General features: G+C 67.5%; 20 protein-coding genes. 1 reads left to right on the plus strand and 19 read right to left on the minus strand.

Annotation, left to right across the window (positions count from 1 at the left end; translation table 11 throughout):
* Positions 1–34: 34 nt before the first annotated feature.
* The 19 genes from OXR00_RS07590 to OXR00_RS07680 all read right to left on the minus strand — a co-directional run bounded on the left by OXR00_RS07590 (position 35) and on the right by OXR00_RS07680 (position 18,906).
* Positions 35–421 carry a DUF3168 domain-containing protein gene (locus OXR00_RS07590; protein WP_267387545.1) on the minus strand — a complete coding sequence of 129 codons (387 nt, stop codon included), beginning with the start codon at positions 419–421 and terminating at the stop codon, positions 35–37.
* The gene (locus OXR00_RS07595) at positions 418–615 is read right to left on the minus strand and encodes a hypothetical protein (RefSeq protein ID WP_267387546.1); all 198 of its coding nucleotides are present in this window, start codon (positions 613–615) and stop codon (positions 418–420) included. The genes OXR00_RS07590 and OXR00_RS07595 overlap by 4 nt, the downstream gene beginning before the upstream one ends.
* The gene (locus OXR00_RS07600) at positions 609–1,166 is read right to left on the minus strand and encodes a hypothetical protein (RefSeq protein WP_267387547.1); all 558 of its coding nucleotides are present in this window, start codon (positions 1,164–1,166) and stop codon (positions 609–611) included. The genes OXR00_RS07595 and OXR00_RS07600 overlap by 7 nt, the downstream gene beginning before the upstream one ends.
* A 58-nt stretch (positions 1,167–1,224) precedes the next feature.
* Entirely contained in the window at positions 1,225–2,274 is a 1,050-nt protein-coding gene (locus OXR00_RS07605) for a phage major capsid protein (RefSeq protein WP_267387549.1), read from the minus strand.
* Positions 2,275–2,347: 73 nt separating this feature from the next.
* Positions 2,348–2,713 (minus strand): HK97 family phage prohead protease, encoded by a 366-nt coding sequence (locus tag OXR00_RS07610; RefSeq protein WP_267387551.1) that lies wholly within the window; start codon positions 2,711–2,713, stop codon positions 2,348–2,350.
* Positions 2,710–3,018: a DUF6127 family protein gene (locus tag OXR00_RS07615; RefSeq protein WP_267387553.1), complete on the minus strand. Its 309-nt coding sequence runs from the start codon at positions 3,016–3,018 to the stop codon at positions 2,710–2,712. The genes OXR00_RS07610 and OXR00_RS07615 overlap by 4 nt, the downstream gene beginning before the upstream one ends.
* The gene (locus OXR00_RS07620) at positions 3,015–4,145 is read right to left on the minus strand and encodes a phage portal protein (protein WP_267387554.1); all 1,131 of its coding nucleotides are present in this window, start codon (positions 4,143–4,145) and stop codon (positions 3,015–3,017) included. Before OXR00_RS07620 ends, OXR00_RS07615 begins: the two co-directional genes overlap by 4 nt.
* A 136-nt stretch (positions 4,146–4,281) precedes the next feature.
* Positions 4,282–4,950: a spermidine synthase gene (locus tag OXR00_RS07625; RefSeq protein WP_267387555.1), complete on the minus strand. Its 669-nt coding sequence runs from the start codon at positions 4,948–4,950 to the stop codon at positions 4,282–4,284.
* Between the two features lie 46 nt (positions 4,951–4,996).
* The gene (locus OXR00_RS07630; RefSeq protein ID WP_267387556.1) at positions 4,997–6,319 is read right to left on the minus strand and encodes a terminase family protein; all 1,323 of its coding nucleotides are present in this window, start codon (positions 6,317–6,319) and stop codon (positions 4,997–4,999) included.
* Complete coding sequence (locus OXR00_RS07635) at positions 6,316–6,750, minus strand: hypothetical protein (protein ID WP_267387557.1); 435 nt, start codon at positions 6,748–6,750, stop codon at positions 6,316–6,318. The genes OXR00_RS07630 and OXR00_RS07635 overlap by 4 nt, the downstream gene beginning before the upstream one ends.
* Before the next feature lie 92 nt (positions 6,751–6,842).
* Positions 6,843–7,676 (minus strand): PilZ domain-containing protein, encoded by an 834-nt coding sequence (locus OXR00_RS07640; protein WP_267387558.1) that lies wholly within the window; start codon positions 7,674–7,676, stop codon positions 6,843–6,845.
* A 10-nt stretch (positions 7,677–7,686) separates the two neighbouring features.
* The gene (locus tag OXR00_RS07645; RefSeq protein WP_267387559.1) at positions 7,687–8,214 is read right to left on the minus strand and encodes a hypothetical protein; all 528 of its coding nucleotides are present in this window, start codon (positions 8,212–8,214) and stop codon (positions 7,687–7,689) included.
* Entirely contained in the window at positions 8,211–13,208 is a 4,998-nt protein-coding gene (locus OXR00_RS07650) for a hypothetical protein (protein WP_267387560.1), read from the minus strand. The genes OXR00_RS07645 and OXR00_RS07650 overlap by 4 nt, the downstream gene beginning before the upstream one ends.
* Positions 13,209–13,288: 80 nt before the next feature.
* Positions 13,289–14,386: a hypothetical protein gene (locus OXR00_RS07655; RefSeq protein WP_267387561.1), complete on the minus strand. Its 1,098-nt coding sequence runs from the start codon at positions 14,384–14,386 to the stop codon at positions 13,289–13,291.
* Between the two features lie 50 nt (positions 14,387–14,436).
* Positions 14,437–14,925: a hypothetical protein gene (locus OXR00_RS07660; protein WP_267387563.1), complete on the minus strand. Its 489-nt coding sequence runs from the start codon at positions 14,923–14,925 to the stop codon at positions 14,437–14,439.
* Between the two features lie 11 nt (positions 14,926–14,936).
* Positions 14,937–15,659: a hypothetical protein gene (locus tag OXR00_RS07665; RefSeq protein WP_267387564.1), complete on the minus strand. Its 723-nt coding sequence runs from the start codon at positions 15,657–15,659 to the stop codon at positions 14,937–14,939.
* 498 nt (positions 15,660–16,157) lie between these two features.
* Positions 16,158–16,538 (minus strand): response regulator, encoded by a 381-nt coding sequence (locus OXR00_RS07670; RefSeq protein WP_267387565.1) that lies wholly within the window; start codon positions 16,536–16,538, stop codon positions 16,158–16,160.
* The gene (locus OXR00_RS07675; RefSeq protein WP_267387567.1) at positions 16,535–18,274 is read right to left on the minus strand and encodes a CHASE3 domain-containing protein; all 1,740 of its coding nucleotides are present in this window, start codon (positions 18,272–18,274) and stop codon (positions 16,535–16,537) included. The genes OXR00_RS07670 and OXR00_RS07675 overlap by 4 nt, the downstream gene beginning before the upstream one ends.
* A complete protein-coding gene (locus tag OXR00_RS07680) occupies positions 18,271–18,906 on the minus strand; it encodes a response regulator transcription factor (RefSeq protein WP_267387568.1) in 636 nt (211 codons plus the stop codon). Before OXR00_RS07680 ends, OXR00_RS07675 begins: the two co-directional genes overlap by 4 nt.
* Positions 18,907–18,928: 22 nt before the next feature.
* Here OXR00_RS07680 and OXR00_RS07685 point away from each other — a divergent pair, with 22 nt between their 5' ends.
* Positions 18,929–19,702 (plus strand): hypothetical protein, encoded by a 774-nt coding sequence (locus OXR00_RS07685; protein ID WP_267387581.1) that lies wholly within the window; start codon positions 18,929–18,931, stop codon positions 19,700–19,702.
* Positions 19,703–19,749: the final 47 nt, after the last annotated feature.

A 19,749-nucleotide genomic window follows, 5' to 3' on the forward strand; every position in this document is an offset into this window, starting at 1 on the left:
GTCTTGCTCCTCGCTGTTCTGAAAACCCGTTGCGCTAATCCGCCGCCAGCACCCGCACCCGGTGCTCCACCACCACGCTCCACCGCCCCGGTGCCGGCCGCAGCAACCGCGATCGCACGAACACCAGGCTCGCTATCCGCCACGCGCCGAGATCGCGCGGCACGCCCGCGATCGCGGCACCGACCGCGTCGCCAAGCGCCTGCGCCCGTGCGGACAGCTCACCCACGTCGCGCACCGTCACCATCAGCCGCAGCTCGCGCCCGTCGCGGTCCTTCACGCTCCAGTCGCCGCTCAGCGTCTCGCCGAGCTCGGCATAAGGTGGCGTCGCCTTGACCGGCGGCCCCTCGAATACGCCGTTGAGGCCCACCACCCCGCGCAACGCGGCGAGCAGCGCAGCCTGCACCACGCCTTCCGCGCTCATGTCAGCACACTCCCGATCCAGCGCAGCCGCGCGTCTTCCGGGTCAATCCTCCCGGTCAGAACGATCGCGTCGGCCTGCGCCGTCACCGCAAGCTCCGGAAACGCCGCCTGTAACCGCGCCGCGCCTTCCGCGATCGCACGCGCCTGCGCCGCCTCCGCAATGTCGCGCCCGCGCGCCACCACTCCGCTCAACACGCGCGCACCCTCAGCCCCAGCGCCATCCGCCGGAACGGCCGCCACAGCGCCGTCACCGCCGCCGGCACCGCCGAGGCGGCATCTCGCTCGGTAAACAAATGCGCCGCCAGCAGCACCGCGCCCTGTCGGATCGGCGTGGGGATCGCGCCCCACCCGTCCGCCAGCCCCGCCACGAACGTCACTGCGACCCGGCCCGCACCGCCCGCGTCGATCACCCGCACCCAGCCATCGCCAGCGGCATCGATATCGATCGCATACGCCTCGCTCGCCAAGGCAGCCCCGCCCACGACGGTAAAGTCCACCGCCGCCACCGCGCCGATTGATCGCACCGGCGCATAGGCCAGCCGCTGCCACGCGGCGCTCACCGGCAGCACGTCGCGCATCTCCCGCGCGATCAGCGCCTGGCCGATGAACTGCTCGGCCAGCCCCAGCGCGGTTTCGGCCAGCGCGGCGATCAGGGCATCCTCCTCAACACTAACCAGCCGCAGCATCGCCTTCACCTCGGCCAGCGCGGCGGCGCGATCCCCGGCCTCAAGCGTCACGTCGTTCATGCCCAATTCCCCACTTAACCCGTCAGGGGTGGGGCGACCCGGAGGTCGCCCCGAACGATCAGTTCGCCGCGAACTTCATCAGCTTGATCGCCTCCGAATTGCTCACGCAGCCGCCGATCCGCTTGGTCGCGTAGAAATTGACGAACGGCTTGTTCGAATACGGATCGCGCAGGATGCCGGTCTCGCCGCGCTCGGCGATGAGATAGCCCGAGCGGAAATCGCCGAACGCGATCGCCAGCGCATTCGCGCCGATGTCGGGCATGTCCTCCGCCTCGATCACCGGATAGCCGAGCAGCGTCGCCGGCTGGCCGGCGCTCAAGCCCGGCGTCCAGATGAACGCGCCGTCGCTGGTCTTGAACTTGCGGATCCGCGCCAGCGTGGCGGAGTTCATCACCCACGTGCCGTTCTGCCGGTACGGCCCGCGCAGGGCCTGCACGAGGTCGATCAGCCGGTCCTGCGGGCTGACCGCGAAATCGCCCGCCGCGCCGCTCGCGAGATATTGCAGCGTACCGAACGCGCGGGCACCATCGTTCGCGCTCGACACCGGCGCGGCGAGGAACCCCTTCGGCCGCCCCACGCCGGACCCGCTCACGAACGCCGCCCCCTCGGCGCGCGCAAACTCACGCGCGATCTCGGTGGCGAGCCAGCCCTCCACGTCGAATAACGCATCGTCGAGCATCGCCTGGCTCGCGCTCGGGTTGGCGTAGAGATCGCCCATCGGTGGCGCGATCTCGAAATAGGTTGGCGTACCCGTGTCGGGCCGCGCATCCACCTCGCTCGCCCAGCCCGACGGCGTGCCGCCCGCCGTCACCAGCTTGCGATAGCCGGCCGAGCCGACCTGCACGACATTGGCGATGCTGCGGATCGGCGAAACCGAGGCGAGCGTCGCCCCGATCACCGCATCGATCTCCCTGGGGATCGCATAGCCGCCGCTGTCGCCGGTCACGCCGGTGAACGACTTCATCTCCACGCTCGCGCCCGATCGCAGGAACCCGCCGAACGCGCCGTTCTGCGCCCGCGCCCCGCTCAACAACGGCCGCGCCACCGCGCCGCCCGGTTCGACGCCCGCGAACGTCGTTTCGAGCGCATCTGCCTTCACTTCGATCATGTCATTCTCCCATGCGAAACCCGTCCCGGCGACACCGCCGCCGGGCTTGAAACCTGTTGAAACTGTGGTGTTGTCAGGCGACCGCGTGGACTCGCGCGAGCGGCTGCATCGGCTGCGCCACCAGACTGACCTCGATCAGATCGAGCGCGGTCAGTTCACGATAGTGGCCGTGGTGAGCGGCCTGCACGCGGTAGCCGAACGACAGGCCGGACACCGCGCCGGAGCGCACCAGCCGTGCCAGATCGGCATTGTCGATCCGCCCGATAACGCGAAGCCCGCGCGCATCCTCGCCCGCCTGTTCGATCACGCCGACCGGTTGCCCACGGTGCTGCCACAGCAGCGGCACCGGCCCGACGTCGCCGAACGCACCACCGCGCACCACGTCGCCACCGCGATCCGCGCGGTCGAACACCGCCGCATAGCCGGCGAAGCGCGTCACTTGATCCAGTCCGAAAAGCCGTAGCGCGTGGCGAGCGCCGCCAGCAGCAGCGCCCCGCCGATCCGCGCCACCCAGCCGAGCACCGCCTTCCACGCCGAACGCTTGGCATCCCGCCACGCGCCGAGCAACTCGCGCAGCTCCGCCATGTCTTTGGCCGCACCCGCATCATCCAGCCCGAGCCTCGCCAGCGCCCGGCTCGCGCCGAGTTCGCCCGCTTCCTCGGCGATCGCGCGCAGCGTCACGAGATCGCCGCCCTCCGCCTGCCCCTGCGCCATTAACTGCGCCAGCACCGCACCTTTGGTCATGCCGTACCTCCTGCTTCCGGCGCGAGCCCGAGCATCGCGCGTTTCTCGTCGTCGCTGAGGAATTCCGCCGCGCTCACCTGCGCCCACAATCGTTCGCGGTCCTCGGCAAGCGCGGTCACCTTGTCGACGTTGACGCGCAGCCACGGCGCGTCGAACCAGCCCGCCAGCCCCTGCGACAGCCCCGCGAAGATCGTGTCCGTCAGCGGCAGGATCGCGAGCCGCCACAGCGCCCGGCTCGCCTCCTTGTAATTGGCATAGGTCGCGTCGCCGGGCAGGCCGAGCAGCATCGGCGGCACCCCGAAGCTGCACGCGATCTCCCGCGCCGCCGCCGCCTTCAGCCCAACGAAATCCATATCGGCAGGCGTCATGCTCATCGCCTGCCATTTCAGGCCACCCTCCAGCAGCATCGGCCGCCCGGCGTTGGCCGCGCCGGCAAAGCCCGCCTCCATCTCGGCGCGAAGCCGGTCGAACTGGTCGCGCGACAGCACCGAGCCATCCCCCGGATCATGCACCAGCGCACCCGACGGCCGCGCCGCATTGTCGAGCAGCGCCTTGTTCCAGCGCGCCGCCGCATTGTGCAGCGCGACCGCACCCGCCGCCGCGCCGAGGCACCCCAGACCATTGTGATCGTCAAGCGGATGGAAGCTCTTGAGGTGCACTACCTCCGGGCGCGGACCGTCCGCGATCAGCCGCGTCACCCGCTCGCCGACGCGGTAGCGATACGCCACCGGCCAGCCGCCCGCATCCGCCTCGACGCTCACCCGTTCGGGGCGCAATGCGAACAGTTCCGCGACTTCACCGGCGGCATCGACCATGATCTGCACATAGGCGTTGCCGTGCAGCAGCAGATGCGCCGCCACGGTCTCGATCAGCGCCTGCCCGCCCGATCGCGCCGCCACCAGCGCGAGCAGTTCGGGCGAGGATGCCTCGACCGGCGCGCTCGCCAACCCTTGCGCGACCAGCCGCACCGAACGTTGCGCGATCGCATTGTTGAGATACCCGCTGCGGACCTGCGCGACGTAATCGTCGCTCCATTCGCCGCCTGCGCCACCGCCAGTCCACAGGCCATGCCGCGCCAGCACCGGACGCACGTCGCGCCCGGCCGATTTCCAGCCGAAGAGTTTCATGGTGTTGTCCTTGTTCGTGCGTGCGTCAGTGACGCGACCTCACCTTCCCCGGCGCGAGCCGGGGTTTAGATACAGAGCCGTCGATAATCTTGGCCCAGGCCGCCGCCAATAAAAGGCCTACGAAAGCAGCGCCGCGCTAAACCTTCTTCGCGAACCAGATCACGTGGCGCGCGCCCTTGCCGCTGGCGCGCGCGCGGATCGTCACCTCGTCCACCGCCATATCCGTCTCGCGCAGCCGTCGCGCGAACTTCACGTCGGGCGCCGCCGACCAGATCGCCAGCACCCCGCCCGGCCTGAGCGCAGCCCGCGCCGCCTCCAGCCCGCGCGGCGAATAGAGGCGATCGTTGCCGCGCCGGGTCAGCCCGTCCGGGCCGTTGTCGACATCGAGCAGGATCGCATCATACGTCCCCCGCCCGTCAGCGATCACCGCGCCGACATCGTCCTCGATGATCGCCACGCGCGGATCGGCAAGACTGTCGCCGGTGAACGCCGCCATCGGCCCGCGTGCCCATTCCACCACCTGCGGCACCAATTCCGCCACCGAAACCAGCGCCTTCGCACCCAAGTGCGCCAGTGCCGCGCGCAAGGTGAAGCCCATGCCGTAACCGCCGATCAGGAAGTGCGGCGCTTCCACCGACACCCGCTCGCACGCCATCGTCGCGAGAGCTTCTTCCGAACCGCTCATCCGGCTGCTCATCAATTCCTCGTTGCCGAGCATGATGAAGAAATCGGGCCCACGCTGCACCAGCCGCATCTCGCCGCCGCCCGGCACCTGTGCCGTATCGATCAAAACCCTTGGAACCATACGTCCTCCTAACGGCTCGCGCCGCGATAACAACTAAAGCTCCGGACTACAGGGTCCGCACGCCCGCGCGGCCCACCGCGCCGGGCAGCAATTCCGCCAGCGCCCATACCATCGCATCCGCGCGGTCGGGCGATCGCCCCGGCCCCTGATAGCGGCCACCTGCGATCAGCCCGCACATCTCGTCCTCCAATTGCGGGAACGCACCGACATGATGCACGCGCCTCCGCGCATATTCGATCGACACCGGCTCCGCGCGCGCCGCCTTGCCGCGCGTCGCATTGACGGTGACGATCGGCAGCGACGGCTCGGCCCGTTCCAGCACCGAACGCACCATCTGCCCGCCCTGGTTGACCTCCGCCACCACCCGGTCCGCCGCGTGGCGGCCAGCGCATGCCACTACCGCACGCGCCCAACCCTCCGGGCTTTCGCCGACCACGCTGGCATCCTCGATCACATAGCCATGGCCATCCTCGCCCAGCCCGGCCGCGACGATGCCGCACGCATCGCCGTCGCCGCTCGCCGTGCCAGCGGGCGGATCGACGCCGACCACCACGCGCACCAGCGCGGGCGCGTGTCGCACCCGGCACGCCTCGATCCCGGCGCGCGTCCACAGTGCGCCCGGCAGCTCCTCGATCAGCTCGCCGTCGATCTCCTGCCGCCCGGTGCGCGTGCCGCCATATTCCTGCTCGATCGCGGCGACGAACGCCGCCGCCAGATGCGGATTGTCGCGCGTGGCGCCGCCGGTCGTCGCCAGACCGTCCATCGCCATGATCCGCCTGAGCAGCGGCACCGGCCGCGGTGTCGTGGTCACCAGCACCTGTTGCCGCTCGCCCAGCCGAAGCCCCAGCATCAGATTGGTCCAAACCGCCTCGCCATGCCGCCATTTGGCGACCTCGTCGCACCACGCGACATGATGCTGCGGCCCGCGCAATTTCTCCGCCGCCTCCGCCGAATAGGTGTAGGCCGATGCGCCGGAAGCGAAAACGATCTCGCCGGTGCTGCGCTGCCAGCCGACACTTTCGTCGGGTCGCGCGACCGACAGGATGCCGCTGTCGCCCTCCACCATCACCCGCGACACATCCTCGATCGTCGCGCCGACCAAAGCGATCCGTGCCCCCGGGCGTTGCCGCGCGATCTCGCTCACCCACTCCGCGCCCGCGCGGGTCTTGCCGAAGCCGCGCCCGGCCTTGATGAGCCACACCCGCCAGTCGCCAGCGGGGCGGTACTGCCCGGTATGCGCCCAGGCGATCCAGGCCGCGTTGAGCGCGCGCTTCTCCTCTGGCGGCAGGCTGCGGATTACCCGCACCCGGTCCTTCGTCGGCAACGCCGCAAGCTGCCGCACCAGCAGCACCAGCCCTTCTCCGTTCACGATGCCACCGGCATGCGCTTGGCCAAAGCCGCCAGCTTGCGCGTCAGCGACCGCTCAACCGTGTCGAGCGAGGCGGTGCGCTCCGTGCCCGCCCGCATCCGCCCACGCGGCACCTGTGATTCGTAGCGCGCCAGCACCTTCAGCGCCAGCGCCGCGTCAAAGTCGACCGGCCGGTTGCCGATCGCACGCGCCAGCAGCTCCGCCTCGAGCCGGGCGTAGACGGTCGCCACCGCCGCGTCCCAACCCTCCGCGAACGCCGGATCGCGCCGCCGCAGCGCATAAGCGCTATCATGCGTCCCACCCGCCGCCTCCGCGGCCTGCCGCACGTTGCCGCCCAGCGCCAGCGAATCGAGAAACACGCCGCGCATCCGCTTCGTCCACCCGACCATCGCGCGCCCACGACGTCGCGGATCATCAACACCTTCACCCATCCCGCATTCCCCCGCTGGAGGCGACGCCCCGTCATGCCAAGTCTCCTAGACGTGGCGGGATGCTGTAGGACAGAGATTTTTATCCTATTTGGTTATACACTTCCCGTAGCTACGAGGTGGGCCATCTGCGCGGCGGTGAGCATTTGCGTGAAACGGATGCCGATCAGGTCCGGCTGCCGCCAGCAGATCGTGCCTGACAGCACCTCGCGCATCGCACCGACCCGCAGTTCCACCGTCGTGCCGACCACGACGTCGCAGCCGCCGCGCAGCTTCATGCCGCCGGGCGAGATATCCGCCGCCACCATCGCGAAGCACCGGTCGCTTGCGGTGAGCACCACCGGCGTTTCGATCGCCACGCGCGGCGCACGCGGCACGTCGGCGTCGCGCCGGAGCGATACGCTCAGGATCACTTGCGCGTCCTGCACGGACTCGAACTGCACGCCACCGAACTTGCCGTCGTACCAGCGCACGCGTGCCGGCGTCGGCGGCAGGCCACGCATCGCCAGCGTCACCGCCTGCCCGACCGCTAGCGCAACCTCGCAGGCGATACCCGCTCCCGCCTCCGACAGGTCGCGCACCATGCACGGATGCTCGACCCGGCCGATCGCGATCTTGCCGATCGTCAGCAACGTCACCGATCGTCGCCGCGCGCGCCGCTCCGCCGGCATGTCGAGCAGCACGCGCTGCTCCTCGTCGAAGCCGCTACGGGCACGGTTGATCCCGCCCAGCATCCGCGCGCGAAATGCCGCGCGTTGCAGCGTCACCGCATCGTCGAGCCGACGCTCCCGAATGGCGGTGGCGATGGCGGATTCGATGGCAAGTGTCCCGCTTGCCGCCGTATTCTCCAACAGGTCCGCCGCCCTGCGCGCGATGACCTCGTCACATCCGGACAGGCCGATCGCGCGCGGTGGCCTGGTCTTGGTCATGGCTCTCTCCCTATCTGATCTTCACCCGGTACCGAAGCTGGAATGCGGTCGAAGTCGCGAAGGTGCCCGCCAACGTGATTCGGATCGCACGGATGCTCGGATTGTAATTCCCGGATGTGGCACTGGCATTGGACGTCCAGGTGCTGCCGTCGGTGGAAAACTCGATACTATCGACCACCGCCGGATTGTAGGTGTAGGTCAGCCCGCTGCTGGCCAGCCCGGTGCCGAGCAGGCTGCCGTCGAGGAACTCGACCGGCCCCTTGCTGGTGCCGGCGAGATCGGTGACCTGAAGGTCGCAGTTCGTCGGGATGTTCTCGACGATGACCATGTTCCGGACCGGCGTGAGCGCATTGCCTAGCGGGTTGTTGAAGGTCAGCTTGTAGTCCATCACCGAATCCGTGAACAGGCGCGGGTTCGCGTTGTTCATGGTGTCGGAGATCACCGTCGTCGCCCGGGTGATCGTGATCTGGTCGGCAAAGGCGCTGCCCGGCGCCAGTACCGACAGGAACGCGATCAGGGCTGTCACGATCCTGTTCATCGCCCCGCTCCCATGAACCGCCGCCCGATCGACCCGAGGCCGAGCTGGTCGAACTTCAGCCGCATCGTGACATATGGACCCTTGCGGGTATAGCGGTCCTGTTCGAAATCGCGGTCGCGGTAGCCCGCCACGTTGTAGCCCGCGCTGATCCACAGGTTCGGCGCCGGTGACGCCCCCGCCGACGGCCCGCCCGAGAAGGCGAAGCTGCCGCGGCCCCAGGCGTGCTGGACCGAACCTTGCACGCCGATATCGAACTTGCGGCCGATATCCTTGCGCAGGTCGAAGCCGGTCACGTCGATATAGCCGGTGTAATCGTCCGCGCCGAAGCTGCCGCGCACCCACTTCGCGCCGTAATAGACCGTCGCCTCAAACCCGTGGCCGACGCCTTCCGCGCCGCTGCGGTAGTTGAGCGCGAGATTGTTGACGAGCCGCAGCGTGGTCTGCCCCGCAGCACCATAGCTCGACACGCCCAGCACGTTGCCCGCACTCACGCCCGCATCCGCCTTCTCGTTGCGCAGTTCGAGCCGTTCCAGCACCGACCAGCGGCTGTCGAGCGGTCGGTAAGCGAGCGCGAGATCGGCATCGAGGAAGGTGGCGACTTTGCCGGTCTTGTCGGTCACGCGGTTGTACTTGACGCCGGAAGCGAGCGTCTTGCCTTCGCCCAAAGTGCGCAGCAGGTTGCTGGTGAAGCCCCAGCGCGTGTCGTTGCTGCCACCCCGATATTCGCCGCGCCCGTTCCAGGACCATTTCGCCGCGCGGTAGCCCGCACCCAACGTCACCGCGACGTAATTGCCGTTGGCGTCCTGCCCCTGCTGCGACAGGCTCCCGCCAGAGGCGACCGGCTGGAACGCGTTGATGACCGCACCCGTTGGGATCTTGCCGCGTACCGTGGTGCTGGCGTCGAGCGAGGCGTCCAGCGTCCAGTGCTGACCGATCGGCAGCGACTGGTTCATGCCATATTGCGCAAAGGTACGCTGGCCGTTCTCGCCGATCGCCTGCTGGTTGATCGTGCTCATCAGCTTGGCGCCGGTCCACGGCTTGACGTCGAAACCGACCTGCGCGGTGTTCGCGCTGTAATCCTTGCCATTCGCGATCTCGTAGCCGCCGATCAGGCGGATGCCGGGCGTGATGCGATACGATGCGGTGATCTGGTGGCGCACGGGAAAGTCCACGCTCGCCTTGTCGCCGCCCGGCGCGAACTGCGTCTGGCCGGTGATGCCGAGCTTGCCGCCCATCAGCGCCTGCGTGCCGCCGAGCGTGAGGAGCCGCGAGTCGCGATCCTTGCCGTCGATGCCGCGATCCATCGCCAGTTGCCCGCCGACGAAGATCGTGCCGGTGGCGCGGCGATATTCCGCGCGAACCTCGGCGGCGGTGCGGGTGCCCGCCGTGTCGAGCTGCTGCTGATGCCAGGCGCTGCCGGTCACCGTGATCTTGGGCGTGACGACGACCCGGCCGTCAAACCCGAACTTGCGCGTGCCCGCCTCGACCACGTTCTGCTGGCCGACGCCGAAGCCGTAATCCTGCTGGCGCACGTAGAACAGCCCGTCCTTGCCCGCCGAATGATGCTCCACTTCCGCCAGAAACGCCTTGCCATCGGAGAGGCCGGTCTTGCCGCCGGTCGAGGCTTCCGCGCGAATCTCGGTGGTGCGGGTCGGCTTGGCCTTTACGTCCATGCCCAACAGCGAGGCGTTGCCCGCCGTCTCGTCGTGCAGGCCGCTCACGCCGACCTCGACCTTGCCCTTGGCAAAGCGCGTCGCAACGCGGCCACCGCCGACGACCTTGTCGCCGCTACCATAGGTCTCGTAATCGACCACGATGAAGGTCGGGTTGAGGTTGGCATCGCGCGTCAGCACGGGCGAGCGGAAGCGCAGCGTGCCGAGCGAGGTGTCGATGTCGTAATCGATATGCCGCGTCAGCTGCGTGGTGGAGACGATCAGCTCAGACCGGAAGCGGTCGCGCACCTCGATCCGCACCTGATCGCTGTTCGGCACGATGTCGCGGCCGGACAGGCGGTACGGACCGGACAGGCCATTGCCCTGGATCTCGTCGCGCGCATAACGCTGGTCGGTCTTGGCGGCGAACGCGGTGACGAGCAGGTGGCGGCCCTCGTAGCCGACCTTGGCGCCGTTCAGCGTGCGGCTGTAGCGCATCAACTGCGTGTCGGTGAGGCCAGTCTCATAGTCGCCGAACAGCGCATAGAGTTCCTTGCGCTCGAGCCGGACGTAAAGCTTCTTCGCGGTCGGCGCGTCATAGCCCTGGCGCGAGCCATCGCCATAAACGGTGTAATATTTGTCGGGGTCGATCTGGCCGAGCAGGCCCCGATCACGGTCGTACTTGCGGTCGCTGTCGTAAGCGAGCGTCAGCAGCCACGATCCCTTGACGCGGCCCTTGGCATAGAACGCCATCTGCCCGTCGGTGACAACGCGGTTGCGATCGGCGCGCGGCAGCGCGCTGGAGCGCGACTTCAGCGTGTCGTAGCCGAGCGTCCCCGCACCGAACCCGACCACGGTCCACTGCTTCGCGGACCCGGCCAGCCACGCACGGATGTCGCTGTCGCGCGTAACCTTCTCCTCGGTCAGGCTGACGGTGGCGTGTACCGCGCCGGCCTGCGTGGTGGGTTCGAGCGCGATGAAGGCGAGGCCGTCGTCGCCGGTCACGCGCGCGGTGGTGGCGCTGCGGCCCTTGCCGGCGGTTTGGCGCGCCTGTTCAAGTTCGGCCTCGACCGCCGCGGTATAGGGCTGGTCGACACGGAACGGCACGATCGTCCCGTCGCGCACCGGGCGGCCGTCGCGGTCCGTCACACGCACTGCGATCAGCGGGCGGGTCAGGCTATCGGCGACGAGGCGGCTCTTGTCGGGCGCGAAGGTCGCGCGCACCGCGATGCTGCCGGAATGGACCGTGCGGGTCAGCGTGGTGACGAGGTTGCTCTGCGCGTCGAGCACGCGTGCTTCGAGCTGGTTATCGCCTTCGTTCAGGGGGATACCAGTCCAGCGCGACACCGCCACGCCGTGCGCGGCATCGGTATCGGTGGTGTCGAACGCGAGCGTATCGACCGGCGCACCGTTGATGCGGAGCGCGACACGCTGGCCGGGGAGATGCTTGATGACGACACGCAGCGTCGGCGCGCGCGGGTTGTGGCCCTCGGCGGGGAACAGCATGGCGACGCCTGGCGCCTGACCGGCCAGCCAGTCGCGGTTGCCCGCCGCGTCGGCATCGCTTGCCACCGTGATCGGCAGCGGCTGCGCGGCGGCGGCCTTCTTGCCGGTCGGGCGGAGCTGGTAATCGACGCGCTTGAGCAGGCCCCCATCCGCCTCGACGAAGCGCGAGATCGCGCTGCCCGCCTGCCGCGTATCTTTGTCGCACGCCACCGCTTCATAGGTCGCGGGGATGCTCTGCGTATCGAGCTGGACGACATGCCGGCCGACGCGGACGCCCTCGAAATGGTACAGGCCGTCGCGATCGGTCGACACATAGGTGCCGTCCTCCATCAGCAGACGGATTCCGGGCAGCCCCTTGCGCTTGGAGACGGGATCGCCGCACGCGCCCTCGGTGACGCGGCCGATGATGGTGAAGCCGTCGGTGAACAGCAGCGGGCGCACGCGCACCGATGCCGCCGCCTCGTTCGAAGTCGCGCCGTTGCTGCCAGACCCGAGCACGCGGTTGAGCGCCTCGCCGGTGGCCGCACCGGGCTTTACGGAAACCACATAGGTTACATCGATCGACTGCGCCGGCGCGAGGCGCGGCACGATGAAGGCCAGATTCTTGCCATCGGTCGAGACGGTCGGCTCCGCGACCCCGCGTGCCGAGCCGCGCTCATAGCGCAAGGGCGACGGCAACAGGTCGGTGAGGTGGATATCGGTGACCGGAATCGTGTCGCGGTTGGCCAGCGTCAGCCGGTACTGGACGAAATCGCCCGGCGCCGCCTCGCGCACTGACGCGGTCTTGGTCAGCAGCAACATCGCGTCCTTCGGCCGGTCGAGCGGGATGTCGGTATAGAACGGGTTGGCGTCGGCGATAGTGAAGCGCCCGCCGGTCGAGGCCACGTTCAGAATGAACGGCTTGCCGACCGGATCGCGCAACGCCGCCAGCTCCGTCGCCGACTTCACGGAAGGCGCGGTATAGTGCCCCGGCGGCGTCACCTTGATGTGGTAGGTACCCGGCGCAACCAGCGGGAAGCGGTAATTGCCCTGGCTGAAGGTATATACGCGGCCGCTCGCATCGTTTGCCGACGCGCCGCTGGTGACGGTGGAGGGATAGGCGCTGATCCCGTCGTCGCCATAGACCTTGGCGGGCTGGTCGTTGTCGTCGAGCAACGTGACGATCGCGCCGTCGACCAGCGCACCGGAGGTGGAATCGAACACATAGCCGGCGGGATCGACCAGGATCGAGGCGGTCGATCCGTAGCTGTCATCGTCCTCGGCGAAGGACAGCGAAAGGTTCACGCCGCGATCCGTCTGCGGGTTGCATGCTGCGATCCCGGCGCTGTGATCGGAGATCGCGGGCACGCCTCCGGCGAAGACACCCGTGTTCGGCCCGGTTTCCAGCAAGGGCAGCGGGTTGCTGTGACCACCCGACGTTACGGTGATCGCAACCGTATCGCGCGTGTTCGGGTCGTGGTTCGCCCCGGCATTTTCCAGAACGATGATCTGCGCTTCGTTCACGTCCAGCGTCTTGGTGGGCGGAGCTGCCGCGAGCGTCGCGGCGTCGATCGGCGCCGGTGTGAAGCGGACCGCGGGCACGGTCTCGCATGTCATACCGGTGAGCTGATAACCGATGGGGAGAAGGCGGAAGCTCAGCCGGGTCGGAACCTTGGTCCGGTCGACCGCGAGGCTGACGGTGTTTGATGAAATCGTGGTGGGTCCGCGCGCGCCCGTAAAGGTCAGCGTGGCGGTATTATCGACATGATCCACCGTCTGCGCGCACACGGGTGCGGCGACAGTGCCGAGACAAAGCGCAACCGCGCTGGTCTTCAAGGCGTGGCGGAATATGGACATGGGGTGTCACGTTCCGGCGCGCGTGGCTGCGCGCGCCGGAAGCGCGGTTCTCCTGTAGTGCGATTGGGGTCTGGTAGCGCTTAGTTGATCGTCACGCGGAATGACGCAGCGACCGAGGCACTGCCGGCGACGCTCGGGATCGTCGCCGTCACCGTCTTGGTCGAGGTGTCGTACGCACCGGTATAGCCGGTGGTGGTGCCGAGCGATGCCAGCGTGCACGATGTGCCGGCCACGCCGGGCGCGCCGATCGTCAGCGTGTTGGGCACGAACGTCGTGTTGGCCGGTACGACGTCGGTCAGCACCACGTTACTGGCTGGAACGCCGGCGGTCGCGTTGTTGACGGTCAGGCAATATTCCACGACGGCGCCGGGCAGCGCCTTCGGATTGACCAGATTGTTTACGTCGTCGGAGATCACCCGCGCGGTCTTGGTGACGGTCAGTGCCACATTGCGCGCGCCGGCTTCATATCCGGCATAGGCGATCGCCTGGCCGTTACGCGCGATATCGCCGAGGTACAGCGTACCGTCGCTGTCATTGTCGGCGAACACGATATCGACGGTCTGGTCGGCATTGGCGAGGTTGAGGTCGGTCGGGATCAGCGCGGTGCCCTTGACGTTGGCGGCGTTGCCGTCCGCCACGGTAGCGTGCAGCGCGACCTGCGCGAGGTTCGAGCTGCCGGTCGTCGGCACGTCGCCGACGATGAAGATCTCGACCGAGGCATCGGGCGCGAGCTGGTCGACATAGGTTGCGGTATCGGTGCCCGGATCGTACACGCCGTTGCCGTTCGCATCGACGAACACCTTGATGTTGTTCAGCGTGAAGTCGGGCGTGCCGGGCAGCGCGCCGAGCGGCACCGCTTGCGCCGTATCGAGCAGGAAGTCCTGCGTGCCGTTGGTGGTGTTGGTCAGCTTGTAGCTGGTGACCGCACCGATCTGGCCGACGTTGACCTTGGTGTTCGACGTCTGATCGGTGATCAGCGTGAAGTTGACCTTGCGATCGACCACGAAGGTCGCGGTCGTCGAATTGGTGGTCTGCGCCGAGCCGTTGACGGTGTAGGTCACCTGCGCGGTGTTGGTGATGGTAGTGCCCGCCTGGGTCTGCGCGGCTTGCGCCGTCCCAGCGGTGGCGATGATGGCCGTGCCGGATAACAGCATCAGCCTGACCTTGTTGACGAACATGTAGTGTAACTCCCTGCGATCATTTGGTTTGGTTGAGGACGGGTCGGGGATCATTTCAGCACGGCCTGGAACGCCAATTGGCCATGCGAGCCGGCCGTGATCGGGCTCGTCAGGCGCCACCGGACGTGGGTGACATCATCGGGGCTCGCGGGGCGCGTGCCGCCGGCGGCGGTCCGCACGCGCAGTGCGCTGAGCTCTCCATAGGTGTGGCCGTCGACCGAAACCTCGGGCGTGGGCGATCCTTGCGCGGCGCTGCGGTAGGCGAGCTGCTGCGGGACCGGATTGTCGAGCACCACGTTGCCGAGCGGCTGCGTGCCGGTGTTGCGGTAATCGAGCACGAACACGACCTTGTCGCCCGGCACGACCTTCGTGGCCTGCACCAGCGCGACGCGGGTGGTGCCGTCGGCGGCGGCGGTCTTCTTCTCGGTCAGCACCTTGGAGGCGACCTGAAGCGGACCAGCCGCGAAGGCCGGTGTGGCGAGCGCCGCCGCAAGCGCGGCGGCGGCGAACAGTCGGATGGTCTTGGCGTTGCGGTTCACGGGTGCACTCCTCACTGGATCGTCGTTTGAAAGGTGATGACGCGGTCGCCCGCCGCCGCGATGTCGCCGAGCGCGACGCGGACGGTGCTGCCGTCGAAAGAGCCGGCGTCGCCAAGCGCACCGCCGTCGAGCCGGAGCGAGCCGGCGCGGTAGCGGGTGCCGGCGGGAACGGGATCGGCGATCACCGCCGCCGGCGTGGCGCCAAAGAAATGCGCGGTGAGCGTGTAGGTGATGGTCGCGCCGCGGATCGCGCGTGCGCTGCCATCGGGCGCGGCGACGCTCTGCGCCTTGACGAGCGTCGGCGCGGCGACCGCGCGTACCAGCAGCGCCTCCGCGCTGGCCGCCGCTCCGGTCGTGCCAACCACCGCGTCGCCGCCACCATCCCCCTGACCCGCAAAGGTCGTTCCTGGCGCACCAGTCCCCGTGGTCGCGCGCACGCTCGTCGTGACCGTAACGTCGTCACCGGCGACGCCGGCAGCGGCGACCAGCACCAAGACGCGCTGCTGCACACCCGCGCCGATCGCCGGCAGCACGGCACCGCTCAGCAGCGTGTCGACAGCGGCATCGTAAGCGCCGTTGCCATCGCGATCGATCGCGTAGCCTGTCACGGTAGCCGCTGCTTGGTTGGTCGTCGCGGAAAGCGCGAACGCTTCGCTGCCGTTTCCTGTGTTGGTGACGACGAACGGCACGCCAGTGACGGCAGCATCGCCGGTTATAACGGTACGTGGCGTCACGACAGCAACTGCAACATCAAGCTTCTCCGCGATCTGCACGGAGGCTAGGTTTGATGACGTTGAGTTCTTCGCCCCGCTTGTTTCGTATATCGCAGTCGCCACATTAGGAATTATAGTGCCGGCAGCGACCTGCGCAGACGCAGAGGAGTAAAATACCTCGGGTGTAATTGCTGCAAGCAACACACATGACACCGCAATACGGCGAACACACCGGATTTTGTCTTGCTGTATCGAAAGCGGAGACATTGCAACGACCCTTGCGCACTTTGATGTGCACAGGGGCAAGAACACGCACCTCGGTTAAGCAGCACTTACAAGCGCACTACGTATCAGGCGCATTTGCGACCAAGGTCTAAGGCTGATTCGACCAACGTCGCAGGAACTTTCGACCAGGGTCGTAAAGGCAGAACGGGTCGCACGTCGGTCATGACGTCACAGCGTCATCGCGGCACGGTATCTCGATGCGCTCCTCCACCTAGCGATTCGGCACGTCGGTGCCTAGGCGGAGATCTCGGCGTAGCGACGTCGCACTGTCCGTGCCAGCGACATCGGATCGAATGGCTTCGTGATGACGCCGTTCGCGCCAAGGTCGAGATACGCCCGTATATCGTCGGGGCGCGCGCTCGCGGTGACGAAGAGCACAGGCAGCGCCTCCAGCCCGGCGCGCATGCGCAGGGCGCTGAGCAGGTCCGCCCCCGACATGTCCGGCATCATCATGTCGATCATGGCGATATCCGGCTTCCAGCCGCCCGCATCGACGATGCGCAGAGCATCCGGGCCGGATTCCGCCATCTTGACGTCAAGACCAGGGTCGAGCCGGAATGCCAACGCCACAATCGTGCGGATGTCGGTCTCGTCGTCGACATAAAGAATGTTCATGCGTCACCGCTCCACAGCGGCAGTTCAAAGCAGAAACGCGTCCCCTGTTCGGACGGAGCATGCCATATGCGACCGCCATGCGCCCGCATGATCTCGCGCGCGATGGTCAGCCCCAACCCGGATCCCGCCGATGCCCCCGCCGGGCGGGCACCTTGCCCGAAGCGCGTGAACAGTCTCCGGCCGAGCTCCGGATCGATTCCCGGCCCCGCGTCCTGCACCGATACGATTGCGCGCGCGAGCGTCACCTCCAATGATAGCACCACCGCGCCGTTTTCTGGCGAAAATCGGACGGCGTTCGACAACAGGTTGCTCAAGACCTGCACCAAACGGTCGCTGTCGCCGTGCACGATCGCGGGCCTCTCACCGGTCTCAAGTCGCAGCGCAACGCCGCGCCCCTCGGCCAGGCCGCGCATCGTCTCGATGGCGTCCGCCATCGCGCCCCGCAGATCGAATGACTGGAAGTCGAAACGCATCGCGCCCGCCTCCAGCGTCTCGATATCGAGCAGATCGTTGACCAGCCGGATCAGCCGGGTCGCATTGGCTTCGGCGATCGCCACCAGCCGCTGGGCTTCCGCCGGTACGCCGGCCACGATGCCGCCGCGTAAAAGCCCGAGCGCACCGATCACCGAAGTCAGCGGCGTGCGCAGTTCGTGGCTCACGGTCGAGAGGAAGCGGGCTCGGAGTTCCTCTGCCCGCTCACGCTCACTGACATCGCGGAAGGCGACGACGACATGCGTGCCATCAGGCAACGCCATCGCACCGAGCGACGCCTCCACCGGAAGCAGCGCACCGTTCTGCCGCCGCGCGTGCAACTGCGTTCGGAACGGATCGGCCAGCCCTTCGGCACGATAGCCGAGCCGATCAAGAAACAGTCCCTTCCCCGGTGCGAGGTCGACCAGCACAGCGATATCGCGCCGCAGCAGGTCGGGCGCTGCATAGCCGAACAAGCGTTCTGCGGCAGGGTTCACCGTTTCAATGCATCCATGCGGATTGAGCAGGACGATGGCATCCTGCGCGGCATCGAAGATGGCGTTCTGATGGATGCCGAAACGCACCGCCTTCAGCGCAAGACTGTGGGCGTGGCTGCGAGCGCGCCAGAACAGATAGCCGAGCACGAACGCGCTAACCGCCATCGTCAGCACCAGTTCCCAGATCATCCGGCGCGTCGCGGCCACGCGCGTGCGCTGGCGAGCGAGGCCATCGCGCAGCAAGCGATTCTGTTCGTCGACCATCGCGGCGTGTATGTTACCGATCGCAGACATAAGCCGCGCGCCCTCGCCTTCGCGAACGCCTGCCGCGGCTGCATCGAGCCCCTGCGCTGCCCGTAGCGCGCTCATCTTCTCCATTTCGGCGAACTTGGCCGTGGCAAGCTCGCGCAGCCGCGCCAGCCTGCGTTGTTGGCCCGGTAGATGGCGAAACGTATCGCCAAGCGAGGTCGCCTGCCGCTCGAAGCCTGCCCGTGCGGTGCGGTAGGGAACGAGAAACGCCGCATCGCCGGTGATGACATAGCCGCGCTGAGCCGTCTCGGCGTCCCGCAGGGCGGCGAGCAACGTGTCGATCTCGACCCGTTCCCGATACGTGCGATTTACGTTTGCGGAGGTCTGGGTGGAATGGTCGTATTCCACCCCGAACACGGCGGCGAGCAGAAACAGGCCCAGTGACAGTGCGGCGGCGGCACCGAACGTCCGCCACAGCTTCGGTTCCCAATTTGGCGTGAGAACCGGGATGTCGTTCACAGGGAATGTTGCGGATTGAGCAACGGCTGCATCGTTAGGATCGCCTGCACGCGGTTCTGCACACCGATCTTGCGGAAGATCGCGGTGAGGTGCGCCTTCACGGTCGCTTCGGTGACGTTGAGATCGCCCGCGATCTGCTTGTTGAGCCGCCCCTCGACCAGCGCCACCAGCACGCGCCGTTGCGACGCCGAAAGCGTGGCAAGCCGCATCTGAAGAGAGTCTAGCGCGCCGCTGTCAACGGGCGGAAACACCCTTTCACCGGCAAGCAGCGCGCCAACCGCACCAACCAGCGCGTCAAGCGAGTCCGCCTTGGACAAAAACCCCGACGCGCCGACCGCGCGCGCGGCAGCGACCAGCGTCGTGTCGTCACTTGCCGAAATGATTGCGATCGGCCGGTTTCCGAGATCCTGCTGCAACTCGAAGAACCCGGAGAAACCACGCGCGTCAGGCAGCCGAAAATCAAGCAGGACCAGATCATAACCGCCATGGGCCGCGATCAGCGCGCGCGCACCGGCGATCGTCGTGGTCGTGTCGATCGCAATGTCCGGAATGCGTGCATGCACGGCGAGTTGTATGCCGTTGCTGATGAGCGGATGATCGTCCGCCACCAGAAGCCGCCGCGCCGCGACCATAACCGCCCTTTCGCTTTATTATATGACCTTGTTTACTGGGCAATTCTTGTCCAAATTGCCAAAACGATCAAGCGACGTTGTGAGGACAAGCCGATATTCCTCCGATATCGCCGCACAACGCCCCAGAGAAGCCGCCGATGTGACCAGCGCTGCCATTCTATTCAGCGACGACATCGATCTGTGCCGCACATGGGCGAGCTTGCTGACGCCGAATGGTTGGCGCACCACCATCACCGCCGATCCTGATCGGGCGATCGGTGCGCTCACGCCGGATGTGGCGCTGGTGCTTCTCGACTCGCGCGCGGTCGGCGCTGCCGACGTACTCGCCCGACTGCGGGGCACCGCACTGCCTGCCGCCGGCGTGCCCGTACTCCAGCATGGCGACGTGCGCTGGCCCGGAACAAATGCCCTGTTGCCGCCTGGGGACGCGGCCATGCTGGTGGCTGCGATCGAGGTCTTTACGGGGGCCTTGAGCGATCACGCATTGCGCGTTGCGCCGTTCTCCCCGTTCTATCGGCTGGTCCGTCTGCTCGGCGCGCGCGACGCTGCGGCCATGATCGCACGGTTCGCCGACACGCTCTGCACGGCGCTGGCAGAAGACACGGATTCTACCGATCAAGCGCACCGGCTCGCGGGTATCGCCGGCGCGCTCGGCTATACGGACCTCAGCCTGGCATGGCGTGCCGCTGAGCAGGACATTTCCGCGCGTGGTGCTGCCGTAGCGGCGAGCCGAATTGTCCTAGCCCAGATCGAACACGATGACCTCGCCCGGTATGGAGCGGGACCGCTTCTTTAACATCGCCGTCGATCGGGCGGCTGCGATGAGGCCCGGGTCAGGGTCTG

This window comes from Sphingomonas sp. GC_Shp_3, assembly GCF_026540945.1.
GTDB lineage: Bacteria > Pseudomonadota > Alphaproteobacteria > Sphingomonadales > Sphingomonadaceae > Sphingomonas.

Bases quoted from the DNA above. Each gene is read 5' to 3' on its own strand.
- OXR00_RS07590 (WP_267387545.1), bottom strand. From the start codon at position 421: ATGAGCGCGGAAGGCGTGGTGCAGGCTGCGCTGCTCGCCGCGTTGCGC.
- OXR00_RS07600 (WP_267387547.1), bottom strand. From the start codon at position 1,166: ATGAACGACGTGACGCTTGAGGCCGGGGATCGCGCCGCCGCGCTGGCC.
- OXR00_RS07605 (WP_267387549.1), bottom strand. From the start codon at position 2,274: ATGATCGAAGTGAAGGCAGATGCGCTCGAAACGACGTTCGCGGGCGTC.
- OXR00_RS07615 (WP_267387553.1), bottom strand. From the start codon at position 3,018: ATGACCAAAGGTGCGGTGCTGGCGCAGTTAATGGCGCAGGGGCAGGCG.
- OXR00_RS07620 (WP_267387554.1), bottom strand. From the start codon at position 4,145: ATGAAACTCTTCGGCTGGAAATCGGCCGGGCGCGACGTGCGTCCGGTG.
- OXR00_RS07625 (WP_267387555.1), bottom strand. From the start codon at position 4,950: ATGGTTCCAAGGGTTTTGATCGATACGGCACAGGTGCCGGGCGGCGGC.
- OXR00_RS07635 (WP_267387557.1), bottom strand. From the start codon at position 6,750: ATGGGTGAAGGTGTTGATGATCCGCGACGTCGTGGGCGCGCGATGGTC.
- OXR00_RS07640 (WP_267387558.1), bottom strand. From the start codon at position 7,676: ATGACCAAGACCAGGCCACCGCGCGCGATCGGCCTGTCCGGATGTGAC.
- OXR00_RS07645 (WP_267387559.1), bottom strand. From the start codon at position 8,214: ATGAACAGGATCGTGACAGCCCTGATCGCGTTCCTGTCGGTACTGGCG.
- OXR00_RS07650 (WP_267387560.1), bottom strand. From the start codon at position 13,208: ATGTCCATATTCCGCCACGCCTTGAAGACCAGCGCGGTTGCGCTTTGT.
- OXR00_RS07655 (WP_267387561.1), bottom strand. From the start codon at position 14,386: ATGTTCGTCAACAAGGTCAGGCTGATGCTGTTATCCGGCACGGCCATC.
- OXR00_RS07670 (WP_267387565.1), bottom strand. From the start codon at position 16,538: ATGAACATTCTTTATGTCGACGACGAGACCGACATCCGCACGATTGTG.
- OXR00_RS07680 (WP_267387568.1), bottom strand. From the start codon at position 18,906: ATGGTCGCGGCGCGGCGGCTTCTGGTGGCGGACGATCATCCGCTCATC.
- OXR00_RS07685 (WP_267387581.1), top strand. From the start codon at position 18,929: ATGACCTTGTTTACTGGGCAATTCTTGTCCAAATTGCCAAAACGATCA.